Annotated in this window: 24 protein-coding genes; 15 read left to right on the top strand and 9 right to left on the bottom strand. The window is 68.8% G+C overall.

Features of this window, described 5'->3' with window-relative positions:
- The first annotated feature begins 300 nt into the window (after window positions 1-300).
- The 3 genes from H1Q64_RS02200 (at window position 301) to H1Q64_RS02190 (ending at window position 4,457) form a co-directional block, all read left to right on the top strand.
- Window positions 301-1,449: a glycosyltransferase family 2 protein gene (locus tag H1Q64_RS02200; protein WP_237904202.1), complete on the top strand. Its 1,149-nt coding sequence runs from the start codon at window positions 301-303 to the stop codon at window positions 1,447-1,449.
- The gene (locus H1Q64_RS33760) at window positions 1,446-3,137 is read left to right on the top strand and encodes a glycosyltransferase family 39 protein (RefSeq protein ID WP_269145351.1); all 1,692 of its coding nucleotides are present in this window, start codon (window positions 1,446-1,448) and stop codon (window positions 3,135-3,137) included. Before H1Q64_RS02200 ends, H1Q64_RS33760 begins: the two co-directional genes overlap by 4 nt.
- A gap of 165 nt (window positions 3,138-3,302) precedes the next feature.
- Window positions 3,303-4,457, top strand: coding sequence for a serine hydrolase domain-containing protein (locus tag H1Q64_RS02190; RefSeq protein ID WP_237904201.1), 1,155 nt, complete (start codon window positions 3,303-3,305; stop codon window positions 4,455-4,457).
- A gap of 26 nt (window positions 4,458-4,483) precedes the next feature.
- Here the strand turns inward: H1Q64_RS02190 and H1Q64_RS02185 are convergent, their stop codons facing one another.
- The 3 genes from H1Q64_RS02185 to H1Q64_RS02175 form a co-directional block, all read right to left on the bottom strand.
- The gene (locus H1Q64_RS02185) at window positions 4,484-4,918 is read right to left on the bottom strand and encodes a nuclear transport factor 2 family protein (RefSeq protein ID WP_237904200.1); all 435 of its coding nucleotides are present in this window, start codon (window positions 4,916-4,918) and stop codon (window positions 4,484-4,486) included.
- 134 nt (window positions 4,919-5,052) lie between these two features.
- Window positions 5,053-6,036, bottom strand: a complete 984-nt coding sequence (locus H1Q64_RS02180) for a hypothetical protein (protein WP_237904199.1) — start codon at window positions 6,034-6,036, stop codon at window positions 5,053-5,055.
- Window positions 6,037-6,163: 127 nt separating this feature from the next.
- Window positions 6,164-7,732 carry an FAD-dependent oxidoreductase gene (locus tag H1Q64_RS02175; protein ID WP_237904198.1) on the bottom strand — a complete coding sequence of 523 codons (1,569 nt, stop codon included), beginning with the start codon at window positions 7,730-7,732 and terminating at the stop codon, window positions 6,164-6,166.
- A 144-nt stretch (window positions 7,733-7,876) separates the two neighbouring features.
- Between H1Q64_RS02175 and H1Q64_RS02170 the strand changes: the two genes are divergently transcribed.
- Window positions 7,877-9,541: an NAD+ synthase gene (locus H1Q64_RS02170; RefSeq protein WP_237904197.1), complete on the top strand. Its 1,665-nt coding sequence runs from the start codon at window positions 7,877-7,879 to the stop codon at window positions 9,539-9,541.
- Between the two features lie 109 nt (window positions 9,542-9,650).
- Here H1Q64_RS02170 and H1Q64_RS02165 read toward each other — a convergent pair whose 3' ends face one another.
- From H1Q64_RS02165 to ipdC, 3 genes are all read right to left on the bottom strand, one after another.
- Window positions 9,651-9,890 (bottom strand): hypothetical protein, encoded by a 240-nt coding sequence (locus H1Q64_RS02165; RefSeq protein WP_237904196.1) that lies wholly within the window; start codon window positions 9,888-9,890, stop codon window positions 9,651-9,653.
- 157 nt (window positions 9,891-10,047) lie between these two features.
- On the bottom strand, window positions 10,048-10,617 hold the full coding sequence (locus tag H1Q64_RS02160) for a hypothetical protein (protein WP_014239485.1): 570 nt from the start codon (window positions 10,615-10,617) through the stop codon (window positions 10,048-10,050).
- Between the two features lie 202 nt (window positions 10,618-10,819).
- Window positions 10,820-12,457, bottom strand: coding sequence for an indolepyruvate/phenylpyruvate decarboxylase (gene ipdC, locus H1Q64_RS02155; RefSeq protein WP_237904195.1), 1,638 nt, complete (start codon window positions 12,455-12,457; stop codon window positions 10,820-10,822).
- Between the two features lie 275 nt (window positions 12,458-12,732).
- Here ipdC and gltX point away from each other — a divergent pair, with 275 nt between their 5' ends.
- Window positions 12,733-14,076 carry a glutamate--tRNA ligase gene (gene gltX, locus H1Q64_RS02150; RefSeq protein WP_237904194.1) on the top strand — a complete coding sequence of 448 codons (1,344 nt, stop codon included), beginning with the start codon at window positions 12,733-12,735 and terminating at the stop codon, window positions 14,074-14,076.
- Window positions 14,077-14,110: 34 nt separating this feature from the next.
- Complete coding sequence (gene cysS / locus H1Q64_RS02145) at window positions 14,111-15,484, top strand: cysteine--tRNA ligase (RefSeq protein WP_237904193.1); 1,374 nt, start codon at window positions 14,111-14,113, stop codon at window positions 15,482-15,484.
- A 4-nt stretch (window positions 15,485-15,488) separates the two neighbouring features.
- Here the strand turns inward: cysS and H1Q64_RS02140 are convergent, their stop codons facing one another.
- Window positions 15,489-16,685, bottom strand: coding sequence for an acyltransferase family protein (locus H1Q64_RS02140; RefSeq protein WP_237904192.1), 1,197 nt, complete (start codon window positions 16,683-16,685; stop codon window positions 15,489-15,491).
- A 313-nt stretch (window positions 16,686-16,998) separates the two neighbouring features.
- Here H1Q64_RS02140 and H1Q64_RS02135 point away from each other — a divergent pair, with 313 nt between their 5' ends.
- Window positions 16,999-17,463: a preQ0 transporter gene (locus H1Q64_RS02135; protein WP_137102420.1), complete on the top strand. Its 465-nt coding sequence runs from the start codon at window positions 16,999-17,001 to the stop codon at window positions 17,461-17,463.
- Between the two features lie 113 nt (window positions 17,464-17,576).
- Here the strand turns inward: H1Q64_RS02135 and H1Q64_RS02130 are convergent, their stop codons facing one another.
- Together H1Q64_RS02130 and H1Q64_RS02125 are read right to left on the bottom strand one after the other, a co-directional pair.
- The gene (locus H1Q64_RS02130) at window positions 17,577-19,433 is read right to left on the bottom strand and encodes a CHASE domain-containing protein (protein WP_237904191.1); all 1,857 of its coding nucleotides are present in this window, start codon (window positions 19,431-19,433) and stop codon (window positions 17,577-17,579) included.
- 14 nt (window positions 19,434-19,447) lie between these two features.
- Window positions 19,448-19,861: a response regulator gene (locus H1Q64_RS02125; RefSeq protein ID WP_237904190.1), complete on the bottom strand. Its 414-nt coding sequence runs from the start codon at window positions 19,859-19,861 to the stop codon at window positions 19,448-19,450.
- A 327-nt stretch (window positions 19,862-20,188) separates the two neighbouring features.
- Between H1Q64_RS02125 and cimA the strand changes: the two genes are divergently transcribed.
- From cimA to H1Q64_RS02085, 8 genes are all read left to right on the top strand, one after another.
- Window positions 20,189-21,793 (top strand): citramalate synthase, encoded by a 1,605-nt coding sequence (cimA, locus tag H1Q64_RS02120; protein WP_237904189.1) that lies wholly within the window; start codon window positions 20,189-20,191, stop codon window positions 21,791-21,793.
- A 16-nt stretch (window positions 21,794-21,809) separates the two neighbouring features.
- On the top strand, window positions 21,810-22,580 hold the full coding sequence (locus H1Q64_RS02115; RefSeq protein WP_237904188.1) for an RNA methyltransferase: 771 nt from the start codon (window positions 21,810-21,812) through the stop codon (window positions 22,578-22,580).
- 62 nt (window positions 22,581-22,642) lie between these two features.
- Window positions 22,643-23,335, top strand: a complete 693-nt coding sequence (locus tag H1Q64_RS02110) for a PAS domain-containing transcriptional regulator (RefSeq protein WP_237904900.1) — start codon at window positions 22,643-22,645, stop codon at window positions 23,333-23,335.
- Between the two features lie 156 nt (window positions 23,336-23,491).
- A complete protein-coding gene (locus H1Q64_RS02105) occupies window positions 23,492-23,704 on the top strand; it encodes a hypothetical protein (RefSeq protein ID WP_145625007.1) in 213 nt (70 codons plus the stop codon).
- 154 nt (window positions 23,705-23,858) lie between these two features.
- Window positions 23,859-24,155 (top strand): N(2)-fixation sustaining protein CowN, encoded by a 297-nt coding sequence (gene cowN / locus H1Q64_RS02100; RefSeq protein WP_014239500.1) that lies wholly within the window; start codon window positions 23,859-23,861, stop codon window positions 24,153-24,155.
- Between the two features lie 169 nt (window positions 24,156-24,324).
- Window positions 24,325-24,939: a 30S ribosomal protein S4 gene (gene rpsD / locus H1Q64_RS02095; RefSeq protein WP_014239501.1), complete on the top strand. Its 615-nt coding sequence runs from the start codon at window positions 24,325-24,327 to the stop codon at window positions 24,937-24,939.
- A gap of 119 nt (window positions 24,940-25,058) precedes the next feature.
- The gene (locus H1Q64_RS02090) at window positions 25,059-25,283 is read left to right on the top strand and encodes an AbrB/MazE/SpoVT family DNA-binding domain-containing protein (RefSeq protein WP_237904187.1); all 225 of its coding nucleotides are present in this window, start codon (window positions 25,059-25,061) and stop codon (window positions 25,281-25,283) included.
- A 120-nt stretch (window positions 25,284-25,403) separates the two neighbouring features.
- Window positions 25,404-25,607, top strand: coding sequence for a hypothetical protein (locus tag H1Q64_RS02085; protein ID WP_237904186.1), 204 nt, complete (start codon window positions 25,404-25,406; stop codon window positions 25,605-25,607).
- Window positions 25,608-25,670: the final 63 nt, after the last annotated feature.

The raw sequence follows: 25,670 nt of genomic DNA, 5'->3' as shown, positions 1-25,670 counted from the left end.
ACGGGCGGGCGGAGCCGTTCGCGCACCCATGGGGATGTCCTTATCCTTCCGGGTTCTGGCGGTTTCGCAGGGCCTTGGAATATTTGTCGGGACCGTGGCGTTAGCCCACCAGCGACGGACCGTTCCGGCGCCGGTTCCAGCGGCGTGCTGGTCACGGCTTAGGCCGTGGATGGTCACAATAGAGGCGTTTTGCTCATCCACATGTATCGTGCTATATGCCAAAGGGCGAAGCGCCCCGCCGGGGACGCCTGCCTGGACCCCTCCGACCCGGCTCGTGATCATTTGACCCAACGGCCGGCCATGTCCCTGACCGACGCGCCCACGACTGACGCGCCCACTCTGGCGGCTTCCGCCAACCCCGCCCCCAACCCCACCACCGGTGACGTCGCTTCCGCCCCGAAGCCGTCGCGCTCCGCCCGCACGAAGCGGGGGCGCCTGTCGGTGGTGATCCCCTTCTACAACGAAGGTCCCAACATCGCGGCGCTGTTCGAGCGGCTGGTGCCCGTGCTCGACCGGCTGGACGCCGAATGGGAGGTGGTCTGCGTCAACGACGGCAGCCGCGACGACACGCTCGACCGCCTATTCGACGTCCATGACGACGACCCGCGGGTCAAAGTGGTCGACCTGTCGCGCAACTTCGGCAAGGAGCTGGCCCTGTCGGCCGGTCTGCGCCACACCACCGGCGACGCCGTGGTGCCGATGGACGCCGACCTCCAGCACCCGCCGGAGCTGCTGCCGCAGTTCCTCGCCAAATGGCGCGAGGGCTACGACGTCGTCGTCGCCGTGCGCCACGCGCGGGTGGGGCAGAGCCTGAAGCACCGGGTGTTCGCCCGCGCCTTCTACTGGATCTTCGACAACCTGTCGGAGGTCAAGCTGCCGCGCGAGGTCGGCGACTTCCGGCTGATGGACCGCCGGGTGGTCGACGTCATCAACCGCATGCCGGAACGCACGCGCTTCATGAAGGGCATCTTCGCCTGGGTCGGCTTCCGTCAGGCCAGCATCCCCTACCAGCAGGGGGAGCGCGCCGGCGGCGACACCAAATGGGGCTTCCTGAAGCTGCTCAGCCTGTCCTTCGACGGTCTGACCGCCTTCTCCACCTTTCCGCTGCGGGTGTGGAGTCTGGTGGGCATGGCGATCTCCGGCTTCGCCTTCGTCTACATCCTGCTGCGCCTGCTGCGCACCCTGATCTACGGCATCGATGTGCCCGGCTATGAATCGCTGCTGGCCGCGGTGCTGTTCATGGGCGGCATCCAGCTCGTCACGCTGGGGGTCATCGGCGACTATCTGGGCCGCGTGTTCAACGAGGTGAAGGGGCGCCCCCTCTACATCGTCCGTTCCGCGCACGGTTTCGAGGATGAGGCCGCGGTTCCGGCACCCAATCCAGCGGCCAATCCGGGGGCCAATGCAGGCGCTTGGCGCCGGCCCGGAAGCGAGGACCGCCCTTCATGAGCCTGATGCCGCCGCTCGGCTTGAATCCCCTCGGGGCGACGTCCCCGGCGGGCGCCCTGTCGCAACGCCGTGCCGGCGCCCTGTGGGACGACATGGCACGCGCGCTTCTGCTGTGCCTGATCATCCTCGCCGCGCTGACCTTCCAGAATTACGGAATCAGCACCGACGAGGAGGTGCAGCACATCTACGGCAAGAAGCTGCTGTCCTTCTACCTGTCCGGTTTCACCGACCGGTCGGCCTTCCATTTCAAGGACCTGTACCTGTATGGCGGGCTGTTTGATCTGGTGACCGCCCTGGTGGTTCCGATCTCGCCGTTCGAAGAGTACGAGACGCGCCATCTGCTCTGCGCGCTGGTCGGGGTGTTGGGCATCGCCGGCTGCTGGCGCTATGCCCGGCTGCTGGCCGGGCCGCGGGCGGGGTTCCTGGCGGCGGCGCTGCTGGCGCTGTCCGGCGTCTATTACGGCGCCATGTTCAACAACACCAAGGACGTGCCCTTCGCCGCGGGCATGGTGTGGACGCTCTATTTTGCCACCCGCATCATCGGCCAGATGCCGGCGCCGCGCCGCAGCGCCGTGCTGAAGTTCGGGCTGGCATTGGGCCTGACCCTGTCGATCCGGGTGGGCGGGGTGCTGGCCGGCTTCTACCTCGCGGTGGCGCTGGCGCTCTATGTGGTGCTGGTGGCGTGGCAGGGCGGGCTGCGGCCGGCGCTGGGCGTCGTCCGGCGCTCCGTGCCGCCCCTGCTGCCGGCCATTCCGCTGGCCTACGCGGTGATGGCGCTGTTCTGGCCCTGGGCGGTGCAGAAGCCGCTGAATCCGCTGGAGGCGCTGCGCGTCGTCTCGCACTTCCCCATCGACATCCAGACGCTGTTCATGGGGCAGATGGTCAGTTCCGCCGCCCCGCCGGCGCTCTACCTGCCGGTCTATTTGGGGGTGAAGCTGCCGGAGGCGGTTCTGCTGGGCACCCTGGCTGCGGTGGTGCTGGCCACCCTCTGGGTGGTGCGCGGCGGCTGGCGGAGCGTGGAGGGCGCCTTCGGCGCGGTGCGCTGGGTACCGCTGGCGCTGGCGGCCTTCCTGCCGGTGATCCTGTTCATGCTGATGCGCCCGTCCGTCTACAACGGCATCCGCCATTTCCTGTTCGTGGCGCCGCCGATGGCGGTGCTGGCCGGCATCGCCTTCGACCGGCTGTGGAGCGGGGCCGAGGAGTTGGGCAGGCGTACGGGACAGGCGTACGGGGCGGCGGCCATCGCGGTGGCCGTGCTGTACGCGTGGCAGCTCGGCGCCATGCACCCGAACCAGTACGTCTACTACAACCAGTTCACTGGGGGGGTGAAGGGCGCCGAGGGCCGGTTCGAGCTGGATTACTGGGGCAACTCCCAGCACGAGGCTCTGGCCGAGTTGGTCGCGCTGGTGGAGCGCGAGAATGGCGGCAAGGCGCCGCCGCGCCAGTACACCCTCTCGGTCTGCGGCAACACGCTGGCCGTGCGCTTCGAGCTGCCGCCCTGGCTGAAGCTGGTCAACGGCACCGGTCTGGACTGGCGCAAGGCCGATTTCTTCATGGCCTTCACCCAGGTCAAGCAGTGCCCAAGTCTGCTGGGCGGCCAGCCGATCATCGAGGTCGCCGCCGACGACGTGCCGCTGACCATCGTCAAGGACCGCCGCCCGCCGCTGGCGGAAATACCGACCGAGTAGACCGCTTCTTACCGGCCTAACCCGCCCGGCGCGGCCTGCTCCGTTGGCGTGATGTCCGTCCGCGGGCGTACCGCCGGGCGGGACCGCTTCCCACTCTTCCCTCAGCGCGCCCATTCCGCGCGCCGATGACGGAGGGTGGGGATGCGGGGGCCGGTGCTCGGTGTCGTGTCGTTTCTTACGCTCACCGTCTGGGCGACGGCCCCGGCCCCGGCGGATGGAGTGGCCCCGGACCGTCTGCGGGAGGCGGTGACCGCGCTGGCCGACCGGCGGCTTGCCGAGGCGGGGGCGGGCAGCATCGTCGTTGGGGTGATTCGCGACGGGCGCAGCCTCGTCGTCGGGCGCGGCGACAGCGGGCGGCCCGACGGCGGCCCGCCGGACGGGCGCACCCTGTTCCAGATCGCCTCGCTGACCAAGCCCTTCACCGGCACCATCCTGGCCGAGCTGATCCGCGCCGGGCGCGTCGCCCCGACCGACCCGCTGGCCCGCCATCTGCCCAAGCCGGTCCACGCCCCGGACTTCGACGGCACGCCGATCCGCCTGCTCGACCTCGCCACCCACACGGCCGGGCTGCCCAACGTGCCGGAGACACCGCGCTTCTCGTGGAGCCGGCTGGAGGACCCGCGCAACCCCTACAAGCCGCTGACGCGGGAAGAGGTGGGGGCGTGGCTGTCCGGCTTCAGCCTGACGGTGCCTCCGGGCACGCGCTTCCGCTACTCCAACGTCGGCATGGCGGTGCTGGGCGAGGCGCTGTCCACCGCCTCCGGCATTCCCTACGAGACCCTATTGAAACGGGTGGTCACCGACCGTTTCGGCATGACCGACACCACCCTGACGCCCACGGCCGGGCAGCGCGCCCGCAAGGCGGTGGGCCACGCCCGCGGGCAGGTGGTCCCCGATTGGGAGGCGCCGGCCATGCAGCCCTCCTTCGGCCTCTACTCCACCGCCGACGACCTGCTGCGCTGGCTGCGCGCCAACATGGGCGACTGCACCGGCCTGGGAAAGGCCGCCTGCGACGAGGAGACCGCGGGGACGCTGGCGCTCGCCCAGTCGGTGCAGGTGGACGGGCGGGCGCTGCGCGACCCGGGGGCGCTGGGGCAGGGGGCGATGGCGCTGGGCTGGTTCGTCGCCTGGGCGGCGGATGGCACGCCGATCCTCTGGCATTCCGGTTCCACCGGCGGCTTCAACGCCTACATCGCCTTCTCACGCGCCCATCGCTGGGCCGCGGTGGCACTGACCAACAGCGACCCCGAGCGGATCACCGCCGACCGGGTGGTGGGCGATCTGATCTGGCAGTTGGAGAGGGCGGCGGAGCGACGCTGAGCGCGCGAGGGGGAAGAGGGCCGCCGTCAGTGCAGCAGGCCGCCGGGCGGCAGGCGGTCGGGAGGCGTCAGGATTTGCGAGGCGGGTTCGGCGATCGGTCCGGCCTGATGGTGGGCCAGCCGCCACTCGCCGTCCTCGCGCGCGAACAGGTTGGTCGCCGCCAGCACCGCGTCTCCCACGATCTCCTCGCAGAGGACGACGGCGGTGTCGCCGTACAGGCTGACGCGTTCGTTGCGTGCCTGCACCGCTGGGCCGCGGGGGGAACGCAGAACGTCCTGCCAACTCGACACCACCGCCTCCCGGCCGAACAGGATGGTCCAGCCGGGATGGATGCAGGACACGGGCAGGCGGGAGGCCCACAGCCGGTCCATGGCGGGGAAGTCACGCCCGGTGAAGGCTTGGTAGAAAGCCCGGTTCGCGGCCAGAACGGCGTTGCGGTCGGTCGTGGGGCGGTCGGTCATGGGGAAGCGAATCTCCGAAACAGCGAAAGCCGCTTCTATACAGGGAGCCGGCTCGACGGCAAGCGCCGGCCCCCGTTATCACAGATCGCACCCCTTTTGCGGGCGTCCCTTCCGGGAAAACAGCCCGCCCCTCCTCACGCCTTGATGTCCACCTTCTGGGACGCTTCCGCTGCGGCGGCGCCCTTGGCGGCGCTGCTGCCGTCGGTCAGGCCGGGGATGGGCTGCGACAGGTCGAGGTTCAGGTGCATCACGCCATCGGCGCTCTTGGTCGGGGTCAGGGCGCCGAGGCCGTTCATCCCGCCCTTCGCGGCCATGCCGTTCAGTTTTTCCAGGACGCCCTTGATCTCGTCATCGCTGAAGCCGTTGGCTCGGACGATCATGCCGGTGGCTTTGCCGGACACCTTGGTCGTGGCGGCGGAGAACATGGCGCTGCCCGAGCCGTCCGCGTTCAGCGTGGCCGCCAGCCCGCGGTCCTCGCGGGTGAAGTCCAGGGTGGACTTGGCGAAGGAGATGCGGACCGACTTGTCGCCATCCTGGATGGTCAGCTCCATGCCGCGGGACTCGATGGACCACTGCGACCGGGCCTCCTCCATGCTCATGCCCATCTGGCTGAAATCCATGGACTTCAGCTTGTCCTTCATGGCGCTGCCGAAATCGCCGACGGCGCCCTTCACGTCGTCGTCCGACATGCCCAGCCCGCCGAGCAGGCTGCCGAGATCGCCGGCCATGTTGTCGATGGCCTTCTCGAACAGGCCGGAGAGGCCCTTGGACTGCTCCAGCGCCTTCTGCATGATCTGCTCGGCCTGCTTGGCCCGGTCGGCCATCGCCTGGGAGCCGGTCTTGCCGCCGGCGGCCGCGTCGCCCGCCGCTCCGGCGTCGGCACCCGCCGCGGCAGGCTTCTTGCCCGACAGGTTGTCGAGCAGGTTTTCCATCGACTGACTGATCGTGTAGGCCGGGCTGGCGCTTTTCGCGGGAGTCGCGGCGTCGGCGGTGGTGGTCGCGGCGGCGGCCTTGGCGCCGTCCGCGGCCTTGCTCTCGGTTGCCTTCTTGGCGTTGTTCGCCTGTTGCAGGACCGTGCTGGTCGTCCCTGTCGGTCCGGACATTTCCGAGTAATACATCGCCGCCTCCCGCGCGTGATCGTTTCGCCGTAAGGGTATGATCGTACCGGAGTCCTTTACCACAGGTTAATTCGTCGCAGGGCTCCTGCAACGCCCGGTCGAAACTCTTCGATTTCGAAGGGTTTTATCAGTTTTTGCTTGCGGAGTCCTCCACGGGCGCGAGGGGCTGGGTGGCCGGACCGTTCAGAACCGTCCCGTCCACGGCGAAGCGGGAGCCGTGGCAGGGGCAGTCCCAGCTCCGCTCGCCGGGGTTCCAGCGCACCACGCATTTCAGATGGGGGCAGATGGCGGAGCGGCGGTGCAGCGTCCCCGATTCGTCGCGGAAAACAGCGACGGGCCAGACCCCCGATTTCAGGACCGCGCCCTGGCCGGGCTCGATGCGGTCCTCCCCCTCCAACTCCGGCCCCTGGACGTAGGGCAGGAAGTGGCGGGCCACGTCCAGGTTCTCCCGCAGATAGGTGCCGAGCTTGTTGGTCATCTTGCGGCCGGGATCGTACAGCGCGGCCCACGGGCTGCCGCTGCCGTGGATCAGCTCGCACAGGACCAGCCCGGCGATGGTGCCGTGGGTCATGCCCATGCCGCTGTCGCCGGTCGCGACGAAGACCCGCCCGCCATAGGCCGGGTCGGGGCCGATGAAGGCCAGCCCGTCGAAGGGCTCCATCACCTGCCCGGACCAGCGGTGCTCGACCGCCCCGGCCTGGGGGAAATGCGCGCGCGTCCAGGCCTCCAGCGCGGCCCAGCGCTCGGCCATGTCGCGGGCCTCGCCGGTCTTGTGGTCCTCGCCGCCGACGATCAGCCGGTCGTGGTCCGCCTCCGGCTGGAGCCGCACATAATGATAGGTGTCGAGCGTGTCCCAATAGAGGGCGTCGGGCACGCTGCCCTTCGGCACCCGGACGGAGATCGCGTAGGTGCGGTAGGGCGCCTGCTTGGAATGGATGGCGAAGCGGTCGCTGATCGGGGAGTTGGTGGCGACGACCACCGCGGCGGCCTCGACCATCGCGTGGTCCGGCCCGGCCTCGACGCGCACGCGCTCCCCGTCCTGCCGGATCGTGGAGACATGCGCCCCGCTGGCCAGCGCGCCGCCGCGCGCCAGAAAGGCGCGGGTCAGCCCGGCCAGATAATCCAGCGCGTGGATGCGTGCCTGCCGGGGGAAGTGCAGGCAGGGGCCGGGATGTTGGATCGGCGGGGCGTCCAGCCGCTCGACATCGTCCAGCCCGGCGCGGCGGGCGGCGTCGCGCTCGCGGTCCAGCCCGGCGGGATCCTGCCCCGGCGCCAGCATCAGATAGCCGTCGATCCGGGCGAAGCCGCAGTCGATGCCCTCCTCGCGGGCGATCCGCTCGATGGTGTCGATGGCGGCGCCGTGGCTGTCCGCGGCCATGCGCGCGCCGGACTCGCTGTGCAACCGTTCGATCTCGGTGAAGCGGTCGTCGATGACGTTGGAGAGATGCGCCGTGGTGCGCCCGGTCTCGCCGCCGCCCGGCGGTCCATCGTCCAGCAGCAGAACCGACTTGCCGGAGCGCTGGAGCAGATAGGCGGTGGTCACCCCGGCGATGCCTGCCCCGACGACGATCACATCAGGGCGCAGGGCGCCCAGCGCCGCGGCGGTCGGAGCGACCGTCCCGGCGGGCATCGCCGCCCCGCCGCGGTCCTTCCAGACGGAGGTCGTGGCACCGGAGCCCTGCCCGGACTTTTGCATGACCGGTCATCCTTCTGTTGGAATCCTGTTCTTGGCAACACAGCGTGCGATGGGGCGGTTCCGCTGCGGCCGTGCGCCGCTTCCGCCCCCGGCCTCCGGCTGTTACGGTGTCGCCGATCCGCCGCTTCACCGGACGACGCCGCCATGACCGACCACTTCTCCATCGCGCTGGCCCAGATCAACCCGACCGTCGGCGCCATCGCCGCCAACATCGATCGCATCCGCGACGCGCGGGCGGAGGCCGCCGCGCGCGGCGCCGACCTTGTGGTCTGCCCGGAGCTGGCGGTGACCGGCTACCCGCCGGAGGATCTGGTGCTGAAGCCCTTCTTCCTGGACGTGGTGGAGCAGGCGGTGCGTGAACTCGCCGCCGAGACGGCGGATGGTGGCCCGGCCCTGCTGGTCGGCGCGCCCTGGCGCGACGGCGACAAACGCCACAACGCCGCCCTGTTGCTCGACGGCGGAACGGTCGCGGCGACCCGCTTCAAGGTGGACCTGCCAAACTATGGCGTCTTCGACGAGAAGCGCGTCTTCGTCCCCGGTCCGCTGCCCGGCCCGATCAACGTCCGCGGCGTGCGGCTGGGTGTTCCGATCTGCGAGGACATGTGGTCCACCGACGTGATCGAGACGCTGGCGGAAAGCGGGGCGGAGATCCTGGTGGTCCCCAACGGCAGCCCGTTCGAGCTGGACAAGCACGACCAGCGCGTGCAGCTTGCCGTGCGGCGGGTCACCGAGTCGGGCCTGCCGCTGCTCTACGTGAATCAGGTGGGCGGACAGGACGAGCTGGTCTTCGACGGTGCCAGCTTCGCGCTGGGCGCCGATTGCCGGCTGGTCGCGCAGGCCCCCGCTTTCACCGAGCATCTGCTGATCACCCGTTGGGAGCGCGGCGAGGACGATGTCTGGAGTTGCGCCGACACGGAGTGCGTCGCCCCGCCGGAGGGTCTGGAGTCGATCTACGCGGCGCTGGTGCTGGCCTTGCGCGACTATGTGACCAAGAACCGCTTTCCCGGCGTCGTCCTGGGCCTGTCGGGCGGCATCGATTCGGCGCTGTCGGCGGCCATCGCGGTGGACGCCCTGGGCGCCGAGCGGGTGCACGGCGTGATGATGCCGTCGCCCCACACCGCGCAGGACAGCCTGGACGACGCCGCGGAAACGGCGGAGTTGCTGGGCTGCAAGCTGGACACCGTTCCCATCGTCCCGGCGATGGATGCGTTCGAGCGGATGCTCCTGCCGGCCTTCGCGGGGCGCGATCCGGACGCCACGGAGGAGAACATCCAGGCGCGCTCCCGCGGCGTCACGCTGATGGCGCTGTCCAACAAGTTCGGCCCCATGGTGCTGTCCACCGGCAACAAGTCGGAGATGTCGGTCGGCTACGCCACGCTCTACGGCGACATGTGCGGCGGCTACGCCGTGCTGAAGGACGTCTACAAGACGACGGTCTACGCGCTGGCGCGCTGGCGCAACGCGCATCAGACGGAGGGCGCGCTCGGCCCAGCGGGGCGCGTCGTTCCGGAGCGGGTGCTGATCAAGGCCCCGACCGCGGAGCTGAAGCCCGGCCAGACTGACCAGGACACGCTGCCGCCCTACGATGCGCTGGACGACATTCTGCGCTGTCTGGTGGAGAAGGATCTGGGCGTGGCGGAGATCGTCGCCCGCGGGCACGCGCCGGAGGTGGTGGACATGGTCTGGCGCATGCTGCATCTGGCCGAATACAAGCGCCGCCAAGCGCCTCCCGGCCCGAAGATCACACCGCGGCTGTTCAACCGCGAGCGGCGCTATCCGATCACCAACGGGTTCGGGAGCATTGCGTGAGGTGTTGAGGGAGTAAAGCGCATTGCCCCCTCCCTAACCCTCCCCCGCTTCGCAGGGGAGGGAAGGGGCCCATGCGCAGCATGGGAAGGGTGGGGGCAAGACCCGCAGTTCACCCGCGCGTCAGGCGGATGATCGTCACCATCATGCCGACCGCGTACAGTTCGGCCAGCGGAACGATCCAGGACGGGTGGAAAATGATCGACAGTGGCATGATCAGCAGAAGGATCAGCGCTGGAAACACGAAGTAAGGCGAATTGCAGTAAGCCGGCAGGCCATGCACCAAGCCCGAGACATCACGCGAATCTTCGCCAATCAAACGATCCGCATCACCAACAGTTTGGTCCACCATTCTCTAGCACCCACTGTATTTATGGTCTTTTTGTTCTCCATCTCTTTGGGACGGAGCGGCGTCCCTATAACACAGTTTGCCGCGGTGCGGGCACGACTTCGCGCCGTCTTGCCGGATGGCGAAAACGGCGCGGGAAGTCCTTAATTTTGTTGTGGCTTTATGCGGCTTCGGTCAACGCTAGATGCGGGCGGCGGACCATCGACTGGATGGTGAAGGGCGCGCGCACGCCGCCGCTGAACAGCTCGGCGCATTCCAGGGCCTTCAGCACCCGCTCCTCCGCCGGCAGGCCGACCGTGGAGGCGAGCGAGCCCAGCGCGTAGTCAGATCCGCAGCCGATGGCGTGATAGCCGCGCACCGCCTCGCCCACCTGATAGTCGGACTGGATGGAGAAGAGGCGTCCTTCGTACCCGACCATGAAGGTGCCGCCGGTCTCCACGTCGTTGGAGCGGTGGGCGTAGCCGCCGTCCTTCAGGCAGCCGCGCACGGCGTCCACGAAATCGACGACCATGTAGCGGAAGACGTCGGCCTCGGGGTCGCGGTGCGGCGGCTCCAGCCGGTAATGCAGAAGCTGGCCCATGCGGAAGCTGCTGGTGAAGCCGATCAGCAGGTCGGCGTTGCGGAACACCTTGGTGTCCGCGCGCACGGTGATGTCCAGGCCGTTCACGCCCGCGCTGTCACCGCCCATCCACACACGATCGCCGTCCACCAAGCCAACAATGCAGGTCATCGCCGTCCTCGTCCCTGAATCAATTCCGCCCGAAAGCAGGGACAGGGTGGGCTTTTATGGTTAACGAATTGTTGCGCCGCGGCGGTGCCGAAGGGGGTATTTCGCTTCGGCACCTCGCTCCAGCGCAAGCGCGACAACGGCTTAGCGGGCCAGCCCGATCGTTGGGTGGCTGGCCGCCAGCCTGCGGACGCGGCGCCCGCGCCTACTCCCTGGGCGCGGCGTGCAGTCGCTTCTGCCCCTGGACGAATCGGGCCAGCGTGTCGGACAGCACGCCGCGGGGGATCATCGCCTCGATCAGCTGGAAGCGCCCGCGCGTGGCGAAGGCCTTGTCCAGCGCCGCCTTCAGTTCCGCCCGCGTGCGCACGCGGACGCCGTCGCCGCCCATGCCCGCCGCCATGTCGGCGAACCGCCAGTCGTCCAGGTCATTGAAGGCGGATTCGGGCTGGAAGGTGCGCAGCATCTCCCAACTGGCGTTGTTGAACAGGATCACGATGGGGTCGATGCCAAGCCGTCGGCAGTTGCCAAGCTCCCACCCGGTCATCTGGAAGGCGCCGTCGCCGACCACGGTCAGGATGCGCTTGCCGCCCGACACGCACTGCGCCCCGATGCCCGCCGGCACGCCGAAGCCCATGCCCGCGTAGTAGCCAGGCGCCATCAGCCCGGCGTCGATCATGTCCATGGCGGTGAACAGGCAGTCGCCCATGTCCGCGGCGATCAGCAGCGGCTCCTGCCCGGCGCGGACGCGGTCGTTGACAGCGCGGGCGATGTCCATCGGGGCGATCGGCTCGCCGTCCGCCTGAAGACCGGTCGGGTAGGCGTGGGGTTCCTTGCCACGGGTCGTGCGGTCGGACGGCGGCAGCCGCTCCAGCAGCGCGTCCACCAGCCCGCCCAGCGGGATGTCGGCGTAGGTGTGATAGCCCAGCGTCACCGCCCGGTCGAAGGCGTGGATGGTCTTGCGCAGGTCGATCTTGCGCTGGGACACCGCGAAGTTGGTGTCGCTGAGGATGGCGCCGAGCAGGAACAGACCGTCCGACTCCTCGACCAGCCGGGTGATCTCCGCGTCGCCGGCGACGCCGATGTAGGTGCCGAGCGGCGGGGTTGGTGCGTCGGCCAGCAGGCCGCGTCCCATGAAGGTGGTCACCACCGGCACGCCCAGCCGCTGCGCCAGTTCCGCCACCTTGGCCTCCAGCCCGTAGCGGCGGACCTCGACGCAGACCATCAGCACCGGCGACGTGGCCGCGCGCATGGCCGCCAGCACCTCGTCCGCGCAGGCGGCGAGCGCGTCGCGGTCCACCGGCCAGGCGGGGTCGTCGCCCACCGGCTCGACCTCGGCGTTGACCATGTTGCGGGGGATTTCCAGATAGACCGGGCGCGACAGGGCGCGGGCGGCTCCCAGCACGCGGGCGATCTCCGCCGGGGCCTTGGCCGGGTCGTCCAGCCGGGCCTGGGCGACGGTGATCTCCTTGAACACCTGGAACTGCGTGTCCAGCGTGCGGCCCTGGTGGTGCAGCAGCAGGCCGGCGTTGCCCTCCGTCGTGCCCGGCGCGCCGGAGATGACGACGACCGGCGACTTCTCGGCGTAGGCGCCGGCCACCGCGTTCACCATGTTGAAGGCGCCCGCCCCGTAGGTGACCGCCGCCACCCCCAGCGTCGCGCTGTAGCGCGCCGCCGCGTCCGCCGCGAAGCCGACCGCTGGCTCGTGGCTCAGCGTGTGGAGCGGCAGGATCTGCGTTTCCTCCGCCACCTTGAAGAAGGGCAGGGCGAAATCGCCCGGAATCCCGAACATGGCCTGTGCGCCGCGATCCTTCAGCGCGCGCAGCAGGGCTTCGGCCAGCTTCATGGCCGCTCTCCCGTTCCAATTGGTTTTGCGGGTCGAAAACCCGCACAGGGGGACAGCATCGCCTCCGCCACCGCTCCGCGCAAGAATTGTTTCATTCGAAACAATCCGTTTGCGCCGGAAATTGTGGAGGAGTGGGACAAGGATTTGTCGCCAAAGGCGATAGGCCCTGGGGCGTCCCCCTTGGCGCCTCCCTTGGCGTCCGATGGGCGTCTTTCGGACCGGCGCGCGGCGTGCTACGACTGCCGCCCTGTTCCCGACTTTCGAATGATGCCCGCATGTCCGTCGCCGTCCGCTTCGCCCCCAGCCCGACCGGTCTCCTCCATGTCGGCAATGTGCGCCTCGCGCTGGTCAACTGGCTGTTCGCGCGCAAGGCGGGCGGCAATTTCCTGCTGCGCCTCGACGACACCGACGAGGAGCGCTCCAAGCCGGAATATGCGGAGGGGATCGAGCGGGACCTGACCTGGCTCGGTCTGACCTGGGACCGTTTCGCGCGGGAAAGCGACCGCTATGGCCGCTATGACGAGGTGGCCGCGGCGCTGAAGGCCAGCGGGCGGCTCTACCCCTGCTACGAGACGCCGGAGGAACTGAACCTCAAGCGCGCCAGCCTCGTGTCGCAAGGCCGTCCGCCGATCTACGACCGCGCGGCGCTCCGCCTGGGCGACGCCGACCGCGCCCGCCTCGAATCGGAGGGGCGCAAGCCGCACTGGCGCTTCAAGCTGGAGCACACGCCGGTCGAATGGACCGACCTCGTGCGCGGGCCGGTGCATTTCGAGGGGACCGCTCTCAGCGATCCCGTGCTGATCCGCGAGGACGGGCGCCCGCTCTACACGCTGACCAGCGTGGTGGACGACGCCGACCTCGCCATCACCCACGTCATCCGGGGCGAGGATCACGTCGCCAACACGGCGGTGCAGATCCAGATCTTCGAAGCGGTTGGTGGAGCGGTCCCGGTCTTCGCCCATCTGCCGCTGCTGACCGACGCGGCGGGACAGGGCCTGTCCAAACGGCTGGGCAGCTTGTCGGTGGCCAGCTTGCGCGAGGAGGAGGGGATCGAGCCGATGGCGCTGGCCAGCCTGCTCGCCAAGCTCGGCACCTCCGACGCCATCGAGCCGCGGCTGACGCTGGACGAGCTGGTGGCCGAGTTCGACATCGCCAAGGTGTCCCGCGCCACCCCGAAGTTCGACCCGGAGGAGCTGCTGCGGCTGAACGCCCGCATCCTCCACCTGCTGCCCTTCGAGCGGGTGTCCGGGGAACTGGCCGCGCTCGGCCTGGCGGAGGCCGACGCCGCCTTCTGGGAGGCGGTGCGCCCCAACCTGTCGCGCGTCGCCGAGGCCCGCGACTGGTGGGCGGTGACTTACGCGCCGGTCGCCCCGGTGGCGGACGATCCCGCCTTCCTGGCCGAGGCGGCGGCCCTGCTGCCGGAGGAGCCGTGGGACCTCTCCACCTGGGGCACCTGGACGGGTGCGGTGAAGGCGAAGACGGGCCGGAAGGGCAAGGATTTGTTCCTCCCCCTGCGCCGCGCCCTCACCGGGCGGGACCATGGACCGGAATTGAAGAACCTGCTACCCCTGATCGGCCGAACCCGCGCGCAAAAACGCCTCGCGGGAGAGACCGCGTAAGATCTCGAAGACCCCATACAGGAGACATGGCGCCGTGCCGCTGGACCTCTACAACACGCTGACCCGCCGCAAGGAACGCTTCGAGCCGATGAGTCCGGACCGGGTGGGCATGTATGTGTGTGGACCCACGGTCTACGACACCGCGCACATCGGCAACGCCCGCCCGGTGGTGGTGTTCGACCTGCTGTTCCGGCTGTTGCAACGGCTGTACCCGGCGGTGACCTACGTCCGCAACATCACCGACGTGGACGACAAAATCATCGACCGCTCGCGCGACAGCGGGGAGCCGATCGAGGCGCTGACCAAGCGCACCGCGGACCTCTACCACGCCGACATGGACGCGCTGAACGCGCTGCGCCCGACCATCGAGCCGCGCGCCACGCACCACATCTCGCACATGGTCGCGCTGATCGGGCTGCTGATCGAGCGGGGCCACGCCTACGCCGCGGAAGGGCACGTGCTGTTCTCCGTGCCGTCGATGGCGGAATACGGGCAGCTCTCCCGCCGCTCGCTGGACGAGATGATCGCCGGCGCCCGCGTCGAGGTCGCCCCCTACAAGCGCGACTCCTCCGACTTCGTGCTGTGGAAGCCGAGCGCCGCCGACCAGCCCGGTTGGGACAGCCCGTGGGGCCGCGGCCGGCCCGGCTGGCACATCGAATGCTCGGCCATGGCCAAGGAGCATCTAGGCGTCACCTTCGACATCCACGGCGGCGGGCTGGACCTGATCTTCCCGCACCATGAGAACGAGATCGCCCAGAGTCGCTGCGCCCACGGCGGCGAGCCGCTGGCCCGTTACTGGGTCCACAACGGCTTCGTGACCGTCGAGGGCGAGAAGATGTCCAAGTCGCTGGGCAACTTCTTCACCGTGCACGATCTGCTGGACGAATTCCCCGGCGAGGCCATCCGCCTGACGCTGCTGAGCGCGCACTACCGCCAGCCGCTGGACTTCACCCGCGAGGGGCTGAAGCAGTCCAAGGCGACGCTCGACCGCTGGTATCAGGCGCTGCGCGGCGAGCCCGCCCCGGCGGACGCCGAACTGCCGTTCGACGTGTTGGCCGCGCTGGAGGACGATCTCAACAGCCCGCTCGCCATCTCCCACCTGCATGAGCTTGCTTCGGCGGTGAACAAGGCGACGGGAGAGGCGGGAAAGGCCGCCGCCAAGGGCGCGCTGCGCGCCGCCGGGGAGGCGCTGGGCCTGCTCCAGCAGGATCCGGAGGCATGGTTCCGCTGGGCGCCGAAGGGGGCCGCTGCCCTCTCGGACGCCGACATCCAGCAGCGCATCGACGACCGACTGGCCGCCCGCAAGGCCAAGAACTACGCGGAGGCCGACCGCATCCGCAAGGAGCTGGCCGACCTCGGCATCGTCCTGGAGGACGGCCCGCAAGGCACGACCTGGAAGCGGGCGTAACGCTCTAACCGGTCCGGCGCGCCATCGCCTCGCGGCTGCGCGCCGGACCGCTTTGCTTTTTCGCTTCCCCCAGCGGGACGCCGTTCATCAGGAAGCGTAGCGCCGGCGAGCGGCGCACCAGCCCGTGATGGACCGCCAGCGGCACGAACAGGCCGACCGTGGTGATCGCGGCGAACTCCAGCAGCGGCGGCGCGGTGACGGCCAGCAGGGCGAAGCCGGCGGCCATGACCACCAGATGGTGCAGCAGGTAGATCGTGTAGGAGGCCTGCGACAGCGCACGCACCCGGCGGCTCTCCGCCGAGAAGAAGGACTGCGTCAGGCCGAGGACGAAGCGGAAGGCCGACCAGGCGGCGACGGCGCGCAACGCCTCGTCGAGAAAGCGCACCGGCATGGGCTTTTCCACGCCGACCATGCCGATGTGGATGGTGAAGCAGACCAGATAGGTCAGCGCCACCCCCCAACTCGCCTTGGCGTAGCGCGCGGCGCCGCCCGGCCAATGGGCGATCAGCACCCCGACCGCGAAGAAGCCCGCCGAGGTGACGATGCTCACCGCCGTGGAGTTGGTCGGCACCAGCGGCATCACCAGCCGGTCGGAGATGTTGTCGAAGCCCAGCACCCCCATCATGACGAGGCTGAGCAGGAGCGGTGGCAGCCAGTCCGGCGGATCGGCCAGCCAGCGGGCCAGCCCCGGCGCGCGCTCCGCCATCCGCCGGTGCAGCGCAACCAGCAGCGGGTAGGTGAGGCAGAGCGCCAGCACGCTGATGAACAGCTCGACCAGGAACCACAGGTGATAGACGAGCCCGCCGCTCCAGAAGGCCGCGGGGATGGTCTGGGTGAGGAACTCCCCCGCGGCCAGGCCGGGGTCGACCGCGCGGCTTTCCATCCACAACTGCGCGACGTTCAACGTCGCCGCCATGGCGACGAGCGGCACCAGCAGCCGCGAGGCGCGCGAGGTCAGCACCGCCCGCGGTCCGTGCCGGCGCAGGCTGTGGGTGATCAGCAGGCCGGAGATCAGGAAGAAGGCGGGCATGCGGAAGCTGTGGATGAAATCCGCGAACAGCCCGATCCAGGCGATGCCGTCGGGCGAGTTCATCACCCAGTCGTAGCCCGGCGTGTAGATCAGCGCCGCGTGGTAGGGCACGCCGAGGATCATCAGCAGGCTGCGCGCCGCGTCCAGCGCGTGATCCCGTGTGCCGCCCATTCCAATTGATACGCCCGCCGCCGTCATCGCCCTCACCTTTCGGGGTCTCTTTCGTCTCGCCTCTCCGAACGAACGCGCCGGGGCATCGTCCGGACGCGCTAGGAACGGCGGCGCATTCGGGGAACCAAGGTGGGGGTAAGCCGTTCTTGGCGGTTGCGCTCCGTCCGCACCGGCGCGCCGCGGGTTCACGACGCAAGGGTTCACGGCGATGGCCTGAACCTGTTACAAGACCGCTGCGGAGCGCTCGCATTCACGCGGGTGGCGCCGTCGTTCGCGCCCGTATTTCCGCGGGTGGCTTTTGGAGGATTCCGTCATGCTCTGGCTCGCCGCCTACATTGGCAGCGTACTCGCCATCAACTACGCCTTCAGCCTGGCGCCGCATCTGGATCTGGTGTGGTCCTGCTGGGCCGGGTTGATCTTCATCCTGCGCGACATGGTCCAGGTCCGTTACGGCCACTGGTCGCTGGCCGCCATGCTGGCCGCCACGCTGCTGTCCTTCCTGCTGGCCGACCCCTTCGTCGCGACGGCCAGCGTCACCGCCTTCGCGGTGTCGGAGCTGATCGATTGGGGCGTCTTCACCGTCACCCGCCGCCCGCTGCGCGACCGGCTGTGGATCAGCGCCGCCCTGTCGGTGCCGGTGGACACGGCGCTGTTCTTCGGCATGCTCGGCATCTGGGATCCGACGGTCTGGGCGGCCAGCCTGGCGTCCAAGCTGGCCGGCGTGTCGGCGGTGTGGATGCTGATGCGCGCCCGGTCGGCCCGGCCGGCGACGGCGTGATCCGGTCCCGGATTTGGCAATCGCCGACTCGGTGATCACCGGTTCCGGCGCGGCTGTTCCCAACCGTGCCGGGACTACGTGGCGTCGGTGATTGCCAAAAGGACCGGAGGCTGTCAGGCCACGGACGTCAAGGTCTCGGTGGTCTGGTGGGGGCCGGGCGCCTCGTCGGGAATCTCGACCAGGAAGATGGCGCCGCGTCCCGGGCGCGACAGCACCCGCACCCGGTAGCCGAGCAGCCGGCTGAGCCGCGCCACGGTGGCGAGGCCGAGGCCGAGGCCCTTGCGCCGGTCGCGCTCCGGATTGCCGATCTGGTAGAAGTCCTCGAAAATCAGATGCAACCGGTCCTGCGGGATGCCGGGGCCGGTGTCCTGCACCTTGATGGCGGTGAATCCGCGCGCCTGTCGGCAGGTTACCCGGATGGTGCCGCTGGGCGTGTATTTCAGCGCGTTGCTCAGCAGGTTGCGGACGATCCGCTCCAGCATCGCCGGGTCGGTCGTCACGCGGGCGCCGCCGCAGGTGACGCGGAAGCCCAACCCCTTGCCGGCGGCCTCCAGCCGGCCTTCCTCGCAGATGCGCTCCAAGAAGACGGGCAGGTCCAGCTCGGACAGCTGAGGGCTGATCACGCCGGTTTCCAGCGTGGCGATGTCCATCAGCGAGTTCAGCAGGCGCTGCGTCGCCTCGAACCCGTCGCGGGCGGCGTCCACCAGCTTGCGCAGCCGGGGGCTGTCCGCCTGTTCGCCGATCATGTGCAGATAAATGCCCAGCGTCTGGAGCGGCTGGCGCAGGTCGTGGCTGGCGGCGGCGAGGAAGCGCGACTTGGCGGCGTTGGCCTGCTCCGCCTCGGCCCGCGCCAGCGCCAGCGCGTCGTAGCTGCGGCGCAGCTCTGCCATGCGGTCGCGGTCCTGGAGCACGGAGTTGACGGTGGCGACCAGAAGCAGGGTGATGATCAGGCCGGCGAACAGAACCGCCCGCGGCGTGGCGCTGGCGACGCTTTCCTCGAAGGCGTGGGTGCCGGACAGGACGAGCGTCCAGGGACGGCCGAACACCTCGACGTAGAGAACCTCCTGAAAAGCGGCGTCCTGGGCGATCGCGGAATCGAACATCAGGGAGTCCGACGTGGCCTCCGTCCCGTCATGGACACGGATGTCCAGCAGTTGGGACGCGCCCTGGCCCATGATGCTGCGCATCAGGTCGTGCGCGCGGAAGGGGCTGTAGACGAAGCCCAGCAGCGCCTCGCGCCGGTCGTTGGCGGTGGTCAGCGGCAGGGCCTGGTCGTAGACGGGCACATAGATGAGGAAGCCGGGCTGCACGTCCTCCTCGGTTTCCTGGACCAGCCGCAGCCGGGCGGTTGCCGCGGCGGTGCCGGTGCTCCGGGCGCGCTCCATGGCGGCTTGGCGGGTTGGCTCGGCGTGCATGTCGAAGCCGAAGGCCCGCAGGTTGCGGCTGGCGAAGGGCTCGATGTAGATGATGGGGAAATATTCGGGCCGCTCCCCCTCCGGCGTCACGCGGTAGCTGTAGAAGCCGGCGGCGTGCAGCGACGCCTCGTGCTGCTCCCGGTCGAGAGCCTTCACGCGCTTGGCGTAGCCGATGCCTTGGATGCCGGGATAGCGGTCCTCCACATGCAGGCCGGTGACGTAGGCCCGCCATTCCGTGCGGCTGACCTGCCCGCCGCCGGCGTCCACCATCGCTACGGCGCCCTGGAGCATCTGTTCATAGGTGTCGAGCCGCGCCGTGACGTCGCCCGCCAGGTCGCGGGCGAGCGCGCGGAAACGCGCCTCGGCCAGCCGGTGGTTCTGCTCGGCCAGCAGCCACCAAGCGAGGCCGGTCAGCAGCAGCCCCAGCCCGAAGACCACCCAGCTTTCCCAGGAACGGAAGAGCCGTCCGTCGGGAACGGCGGTGCGCTTGCGCTTCGGCTCGTTGTGCCTTGGCTTGGATGGCGCGGCGGGCGCCGGTGGTAACGGAAGGTCCATGCCGGTCCGGCCCGTCATGCCGTGCCGGCGGGCTGCTCCCGCAGCACCTTGGTCAGAACCGCCTGGAGATGGGGTGGCAGCACCGGTTTCTGCAGGACGGTCAACCCGCGGGCGCGGGCGTCGCGCAGCCCTTCGGTGGAGGTGTCGCCGGTGATGATGACGCCGGGCACCTCGGCCCCGGCCTCCGCCCGGATGCGGTCGATGGCCTGGACGCCGGTGCGCCCTTCGCGCAGGCGGTAGTCGGCCAGGATAGCGTGCGGCGTTTCCCCGGCGAGGGACAGGCGGTCGACGGCTTCGCCCTCGCTTTCGGCGGTGACGACCCGGTACCCCCACATCTCCAGCAGGAGGTTGAGGGCCTGCAGAACCGTCCGCTCGTCGTCGATCACCATGACGAGCTTGTCCTGGTCGTCGTCACCCGCGGGAGTCACTGTGTCCAATCCATCCGTTCACAAGGGCCGGTGATCATACAGACCAACAGGCGTCCGGCCAGAAAAGAGTACCGCACCCGTGAGATGGGCGCCATGCAGAGGGGCGGCTGTGTAGCACAGACGATGGTTTGTTCGGTCAGTACATTTGTCCTATTACCTCCATTGCGCGCCTATGTCCGGCGCGGCAAAGCCCCGCATTCCTGGCAGGTTCGATCAAAAGCATTGAGCTGGCGAAGCGCATCGTCCATTCTTCCGGCCCTCCGGACAGTCCCCTCCGGACAGTCCTATGACCTTCCTTCGGGCGACCAATATCTTCGGGCGGCGGCAATGACGGGCGAACGCATCCATCTGTACGACACGACGCTGCGCGACGGGGCGCAGACCCAGGACGTGGATTTCTCCGTCGCCGACAAGATCGCCATCGCCCGCGACCTCGACCGGCTGGGAATCGACTATGTGGAAGGCGGCTGGCCCGGCGCCAACCCGACCGACGACCAGTTCTTCGCCGAGGCGCCGGACCTCGCCCGCTCGACCTTCACCGCCTTCGGCATGACCCGCCGTCCCGGCCGCAGCACCGCGAACGACCCGCAGCTCGCCGCCCTGATCCAGTCGAAGGCGCGCGCCGTCTGCATCGTCGGCAAGACCTGGGATTTCCACGTCGACGTGGCGCTGGCCATCCCGCGCGATGAGAACATCGCGCTGATCGCCGACAGCATCGCCGCGCTGAACGCCGCCAAGGGGGAGGCGCTGTTCGACGCCGAGCATTTCTTCGACGGCTACAAGCGCAACCCGGCCTACGCCGCGTCCTGCATCAAGGCCGCCTACGAGGCCGGGGCGCGCTGGGTCGTGCTGTGCGACACCAACGGCGGCACGCTGCCCCATGAGATCGACGAGATCGTCCGCCAAGTGATCCAGGAGCACGGCATCCCCGGCGACCGGCTGGGCATCCACTGCCACAACGACACCGAGAACGCCGTCGCCAACTCGTTGGCCGCGGTGCGGGCCGGGGTGCGGATGGTGCAGGGGACGATCAACGGGCTGGGCGAGCGCTGCGGCAACGCCAACCTCGTGTCGCTGATCCCGTCGCTGATGCTGAAGATGGGCTACGACGTCGGCATCCGGCCCGCCGACCTGCCGCTGCTGACCGAGATCAGCCGCAAGTTCGACGAGCGGCTGAACCGCGCGCCGAACCGCCACGCCCCCTACGTCGGCGCCAGCGCCTTCGCCCACAAGGGCGGGCTGCACGTCTCCGCCGTGGAGAAGGACCCGTCCTCCTACGAGCATGTCGAGCCGGAGGCGGTCGGCAACCGCCGTCAGATCGTCATGTCGGACCAGGCGGGCCGCGCCAACGTCATCGCGCGGCTGCGCGAGATGGGCATGGCCGTGGACCCGAAGGACGAGCGGCTGAACCGCCTGCTCGACCTCGTGAAGCAGCGCGACACCGAGGGCTACGCCTACGACACCGCCGAGGCCAGCTTCGAGCTGCTGGTCCGCCGCGAGCTGGGCGAGGTGCCGGACTATTTCACCCTGAAGCGCTTCCACGTCACCGACGAGCGCCGCTACAACGCCAAGGGCGAGCTGGTGGTCGAGTCCGAAGCCGTCGTCCGCGTGAAGATCGGCGGCAAGGAGTATCACGAGGTGGCGTCGGGCAACGGCCCGGTGAACGCGCTGGACACCGCGATGCGCAAGGCGCTGGAGCCTCTGTACCCGCTGCTCGGCGGGGTGAAGCTGTCCGACTACCGCGTGCGCATCCTGGCGGCCAAGGACGGCACCGGCGCCATGCCGCGCGTGCTGATCCGCTCGCGCAACGGCGACGGGCAGGAATGGTCGACGCTGGGCGTCTCCACCAACATCATCGAGGCGTCGATGGAGGCGCTGGTGGACAGTTACACATTCAAGCTGTTTAAAGGCGGCGCAACACCGCGAAGCTGAGACCAAAGTTCAGATCATGACCTCCGGCAAAGACCCCAACCGGCCCTCCGTCCTGGGCGGCCCGACCATCATCCTCGTGCAGCCCCAGCTCGGCGAGAACATCGGCGCCTGCGCGCGGGCCATGCTCAATTGCGGCCTGACCGAGCTGCGTCTGGTGAAGCCGCGCGACGGCTGGCCGAACGAGAAGGCGGTGGCTGCGGCGTCGGGCGCCGATCCGGTGCTGGACGGGGCGAAACTCTACGACACGACGGCGGAGGCCGTGGCCGACCTGAACGTGGTCTTCGCCACCACCGTCCGCACCCGCGGGATGATCCAGGAGTTCGTCACCCCGCGCGTCGCGGCGACGGAGCTGCGCGCCCATGTCGACTCCGGGCACAAGACCGGCGTGCTGTTCGGGCCGGAGCGCACCGGTCTGGTCAACGACGACCTGACGCTGGCTTCAACGCTGATCACCGTTCCGCTGAACCCCGCCTTCTCCTCGCTCAATCTGGCGCAGGCGGTCCTGCTGATCGGCTACGAATGGTTCCAGACCGGCGAGACCCCGCCGGACCGCGTGCTGCACACCGGCCAGACCCGCCCGGCGACCAAGGCGGAGCTGCTGAACTTCTTCGAGCATCTGGAAGGCGACCTCGACCGCACCGGCTTCTTCACCTCGCCGGAGAAGCGCCCCTCCATGGTCCGCACGCTGCGCAACGCCCTGGAGCGGATGCAGATGACCGAGCAGGAGGTCCGCACCTTCCACGGCGTCGTCGCGGCGCTGACCGGACGGCGCAAGGGCGAACCGTAACCCTCTTCCCTTCCGGGGCTAATCGCTGCCTATACTGCCCCATGGAATACACCTTGCAGCATATGGACGTTGGCCTCGTCCTGCTCGACGGCGACCGGCGCGTGGTGTCGGTCAACGCCTCCGTGGCGCGGATGCTGGGGCGCGACCGTCCGCTGCTGGGAGCCAGCCTGCACGACCTGCACCCGCCGGGCAGCCGCGCCAAGGTGGAACTGCTGCTGGCCGCGGCGCACGACCCGGACTCCCCGGCGGCGGCCAGCTCCATGATGGTTGCCTTGCCGGGGCGGACCATCGTGGTGAAGGCGACAGCCCTGCCGCCGGGCGGCGGGGCCGCGCTGGCCCTGATGCTGTTCGAGGTGAACGGGAAGGCGCTTCCCGAGCCGGCTCCGCCGCCGCCCGTGGACGCGGCGCCCGAACCGGTCACGCCGCTGGTGAAGCTGCCGATCACGACGCGCCAGGGCGTGGTTCTGATCGATCCCGCCGACGCGGTCTATGTGCAGGCCGACGGCCATTACACGCGGGTCCACACGGCGGACGGCGCCTTCTTCTGTTCGCTCTCGCTGTCGGAGCTGGAGGCGCGGCTCGACGGGCGGCAGTTCGTGCGGGCGCACCGCCGCTATCTGGTCAACCTGCGCCACGCCCAGGCCATCGACCGCAGCGACGGGCGGGCCGCCTTCGTCATGGCCGCCCCCGGCTCCCCCCGCGTGCCGGTCAGCCGCGGCCGGATCGAGCAGTTGAAGAAACTGTTGGCTCTCTAGCCTTTCCCCTTACGCGCATCAGGGTTGTTTACGCCTGCCTGTGACTTCCGGTGGCGGTTGATCCGCCTCAATCGTCCGGTGCCGCCGCAGGCGTAGAACAAAGCCATGGCCGGCGCCCGCATCGGGTGGGCGCCAGGATGACGAGGAGATACGGCCATGGCTTTCCTGGACGACGACCACGCCTATGTGGACCAGCTCGTGGTGGAGTATTACGGCGACCGCCTGACCGGGCTCGCGCCGGAGCGTCTCGCCGCTCTGCACGCCCTGTTCGGCGAGGTGATGTGGCACGAGGGGATCGAGGCGCTGACCCCGCAGCGGCTGAACACGCTGCTGGATTTCACCGAGGAAGAGCTGTCGCACGCGGCCTGAATGGGCAGCCTGAATGGTAAGAGCGCGAACCGTTCGCGCAGGACACCCGCCGTTCACGCTGTCCGCCCGCCATTCGTGCAGCGGGTCTTGTTCCCAGACCCGCCATCCGCGATGAGAGAGGTCAATACAAGCCTCTTCCGCAGGAAACACGACCGTGGACGCAACCGACACTCCCGACCGCTACGTCTCCTTCAAGGGCATCGACTGCGAGGGCAACTCCCGCCGCATCATCGAGCGCCTGTACATGCACATCGATGATCCGGCCAAGACCAACGCCTTCTGGGAACGCTTCCGGGCGAAGCTGGCCGTGGCCGACGATCCGTTGAAGCGTCAGGCGGACGGGTTGTGCCTGCTCTGCGCCAACGTCTATTACATCTCCGACCTGTTCGAAGAGTATGAGGACGAGGAGGGTCTGGCCATGCTGCGCCAGCTCGAGGACGAGTGCTGCTGACGCTTCGTGGTTCGACACGACTCATGGTTTGACAAGGCGCGCGCCGAATCCGTATAGTGCGCGCCTTCACTCCTGGGAAAGCGGGCGTGCCTCTTGTTTGCGCCCCGTCCGCGGCCTGTTCCGTGGAACTACCGGGACAAAACCAACTCGTGTTCCATCGAGGACCAAAATGGCTAAGCGTCAACAGTCCAAGTACAAGATCGACCGCCGCCTCGGCGTAAACCTCTGGGGCCGTGGCAAGTCGCCGATCAACAAGCGTGAGTATGGCCCCGGCCAGCACGGCCAGCGCCGCAAGAAGCCGTCCGACTACGGCCTGCAGCTCATGGCGAAGCAGAAGCTGAAGGGCTACTACGGCAACATCGGCGAGAAGCAGTTCCGCCGCATCTACGCCGAGGCCGTGCGCCGCAAGGGCGACACCGGCGAGAACCTGGTGGGCCTGCTGGAGCGCCGCCTGGACGCGGTGGTCTACCGCATGAAGTTCGCGCCGACCCCGTTCGCCGCGCGCCAGATCATCAACCACGGCCACATCCTGGTCAACGGCCGCCGCCTGAACATCCCGTCGGCCCAGATCAAGGAAGGCGACACCATCGAGGTGCGCGCCAAGTCCAAGCAGATGGCCCTCATCCTCGAGGCCACCGCCTCGGGTGAGCGCGATACCCCGGACTACCTGGAAGTCGACACGGGCGCCCTGAAGGGCCGCTTCGTCCGCGTCCCGCTGCTGGCCGACATTCCGTACCCGGTCCAGATGGAACCGAACCTGGTCGTCGAGTTCTACTCGCGCTGACCGTTCGGCCCAGCCGACATGCGAAAGGCCGCGCCTCCGGGCGCGGCCTTTTTCGTTTGGGATGGGCGGTTGTGGCCGCCGGTGCTACTGTCGTGAAGCACTGGGCGATGGAGACGGCAATGCACATCTCGCGGCTGGCCGCCGACAACAGGGCGTTCATTTCCCAGGACGTCCGCGACGCCTTGGGCTTGAAGGAAGGCGACCCGATCCTGTTTTCCGTGAAGGACGGGCAGGCGGTGATCCGCAAGGCGCCCATCGTGGATACCGCTTATCTGAAAGGGCTGGAAGGCGGTCTGTCGGAATGGGCCTTGCCCGAGGACGACGAGGCGTTTGATGATCTTTGACCGCTGGTCCGTGGTGGTCCTTCCCTTTCCCTTCACGGACCTCGGTACAGCCAAGCGGCGGCCCGCGCTGGTTCTCTCATCGGCGGACTTTCAGCAGGCTCATGGCACATCCCGTGCGGCATGGTCACGAGCGCTGCGCACAGCGCGTGGCCTTCGGATGTTGAACTGACCGCTTATGCCGAGGCTGGTCTGAAGAAATCCTGCAAGTTCCGCTGCAAGCTTTTTACGCTTCAGGATGATCTGGTGTTCTATGGACTCGGCATGCTGGCTGAGGCCGATCGGCTGGCCGTGACCGCGGTGACCTCTGGACTTCTGCCGCGATAGAGCTGCCGGCTTTCATAGAAAAAAGCCGGAACCCTTGCGGGTCCCGGCCTTGAGGTGCGGGGA

Origin of the sequence: Azospirillum brasilense, assembly GCF_022023855.1 — a bacterium.
Classification (GTDB): domain Bacteria; phylum Pseudomonadota; class Alphaproteobacteria; order Azospirillales; family Azospirillaceae; genus Azospirillum; species Azospirillum brasilense_F.
The sequence above is the reverse complement of the archived record's forward strand: the minus strand, read 5'-3'. Positions and strand labels throughout refer to the sequence as shown.

Bases quoted from the DNA above. Each gene is read 5' to 3' on its own strand.
- H1Q64_RS02090 (WP_237904187.1), top strand. From the start codon at position 25,059: ATGCACATCTCGCGGCTGGCCGCCGACAACAGGGCGTTCATTTCCCAG.
- H1Q64_RS02115 (WP_237904188.1), top strand. From the start codon at position 21,810: ATGACCTCCGGCAAAGACCCCAACCGGCCCTCCGTCCTGGGCGGCCCG.
- H1Q64_RS02170 (WP_237904197.1), top strand. From the start codon at position 7,877: ATGACCGACCACTTCTCCATCGCGCTGGCCCAGATCAACCCGACCGTC.
- H1Q64_RS02165 (WP_237904196.1), bottom strand. From the start codon at position 9,890: ATGGTGGACCAAACTGTTGGTGATGCGGATCGTTTGATTGGCGAAGAT.
- H1Q64_RS02140 (WP_237904192.1), bottom strand. From the start codon at position 16,685: ATGGGCGGCACACGGGATCACGCGCTGGACGCGGCGCGCAGCCTGCTG.
- H1Q64_RS02135 (WP_137102420.1), top strand. From the start codon at position 16,999: ATGCTCTGGCTCGCCGCCTACATTGGCAGCGTACTCGCCATCAACTAC.
- H1Q64_RS33760 (WP_269145351.1), top strand. From the start codon at position 1,446: ATGAGCCTGATGCCGCCGCTCGGCTTGAATCCCCTCGGGGCGACGTCC.
- ipdC (WP_237904195.1), bottom strand. From the start codon at position 12,457: ATGAAGCTGGCCGAAGCCCTGCTGCGCGCGCTGAAGGATCGCGGCGCA.
- rpsD (WP_014239501.1), top strand. From the start codon at position 24,325: ATGGCTAAGCGTCAACAGTCCAAGTACAAGATCGACCGCCGCCTCGGC.
- gltX (WP_237904194.1), top strand. From the start codon at position 12,733: ATGTCCGTCGCCGTCCGCTTCGCCCCCAGCCCGACCGGTCTCCTCCAT.
- H1Q64_RS02110 (WP_237904900.1), top strand. From the start codon at position 22,643: ATGGACGTTGGCCTCGTCCTGCTCGACGGCGACCGGCGCGTGGTGTCG.
- H1Q64_RS02105 (WP_145625007.1), top strand. From the start codon at position 23,492: ATGGCTTTCCTGGACGACGACCACGCCTATGTGGACCAGCTCGTGGTG.
- H1Q64_RS02160 (WP_014239485.1), bottom strand. From the start codon at position 10,617: ATGACCTGCATTGTTGGCTTGGTGGACGGCGATCGTGTGTGGATGGGC.
- cimA (WP_237904189.1), top strand. From the start codon at position 20,189: ATGACGGGCGAACGCATCCATCTGTACGACACGACGCTGCGCGACGGG.
- H1Q64_RS02085 (WP_237904186.1), top strand. From the start codon at position 25,404: ATGGTCACGAGCGCTGCGCACAGCGCGTGGCCTTCGGATGTTGAACTG.
- H1Q64_RS02180 (WP_237904199.1), bottom strand. From the start codon at position 6,036: ATGTATTACTCGGAAATGTCCGGACCGACAGGGACGACCAGCACGGTC.
- H1Q64_RS02175 (WP_237904198.1), bottom strand. From the start codon at position 7,732: ATGCAAAAGTCCGGGCAGGGCTCCGGTGCCACGACCTCCGTCTGGAAG.
- H1Q64_RS02130 (WP_237904191.1), bottom strand. From the start codon at position 19,433: ATGGACCTTCCGTTACCACCGGCGCCCGCCGCGCCATCCAAGCCAAGG.
- H1Q64_RS02200 (WP_237904202.1), top strand. From the start codon at position 301: ATGTCCCTGACCGACGCGCCCACGACTGACGCGCCCACTCTGGCGGCT.
- H1Q64_RS02185 (WP_237904200.1), bottom strand. From the start codon at position 4,918: ATGACCGACCGCCCCACGACCGACCGCAACGCCGTTCTGGCCGCGAAC.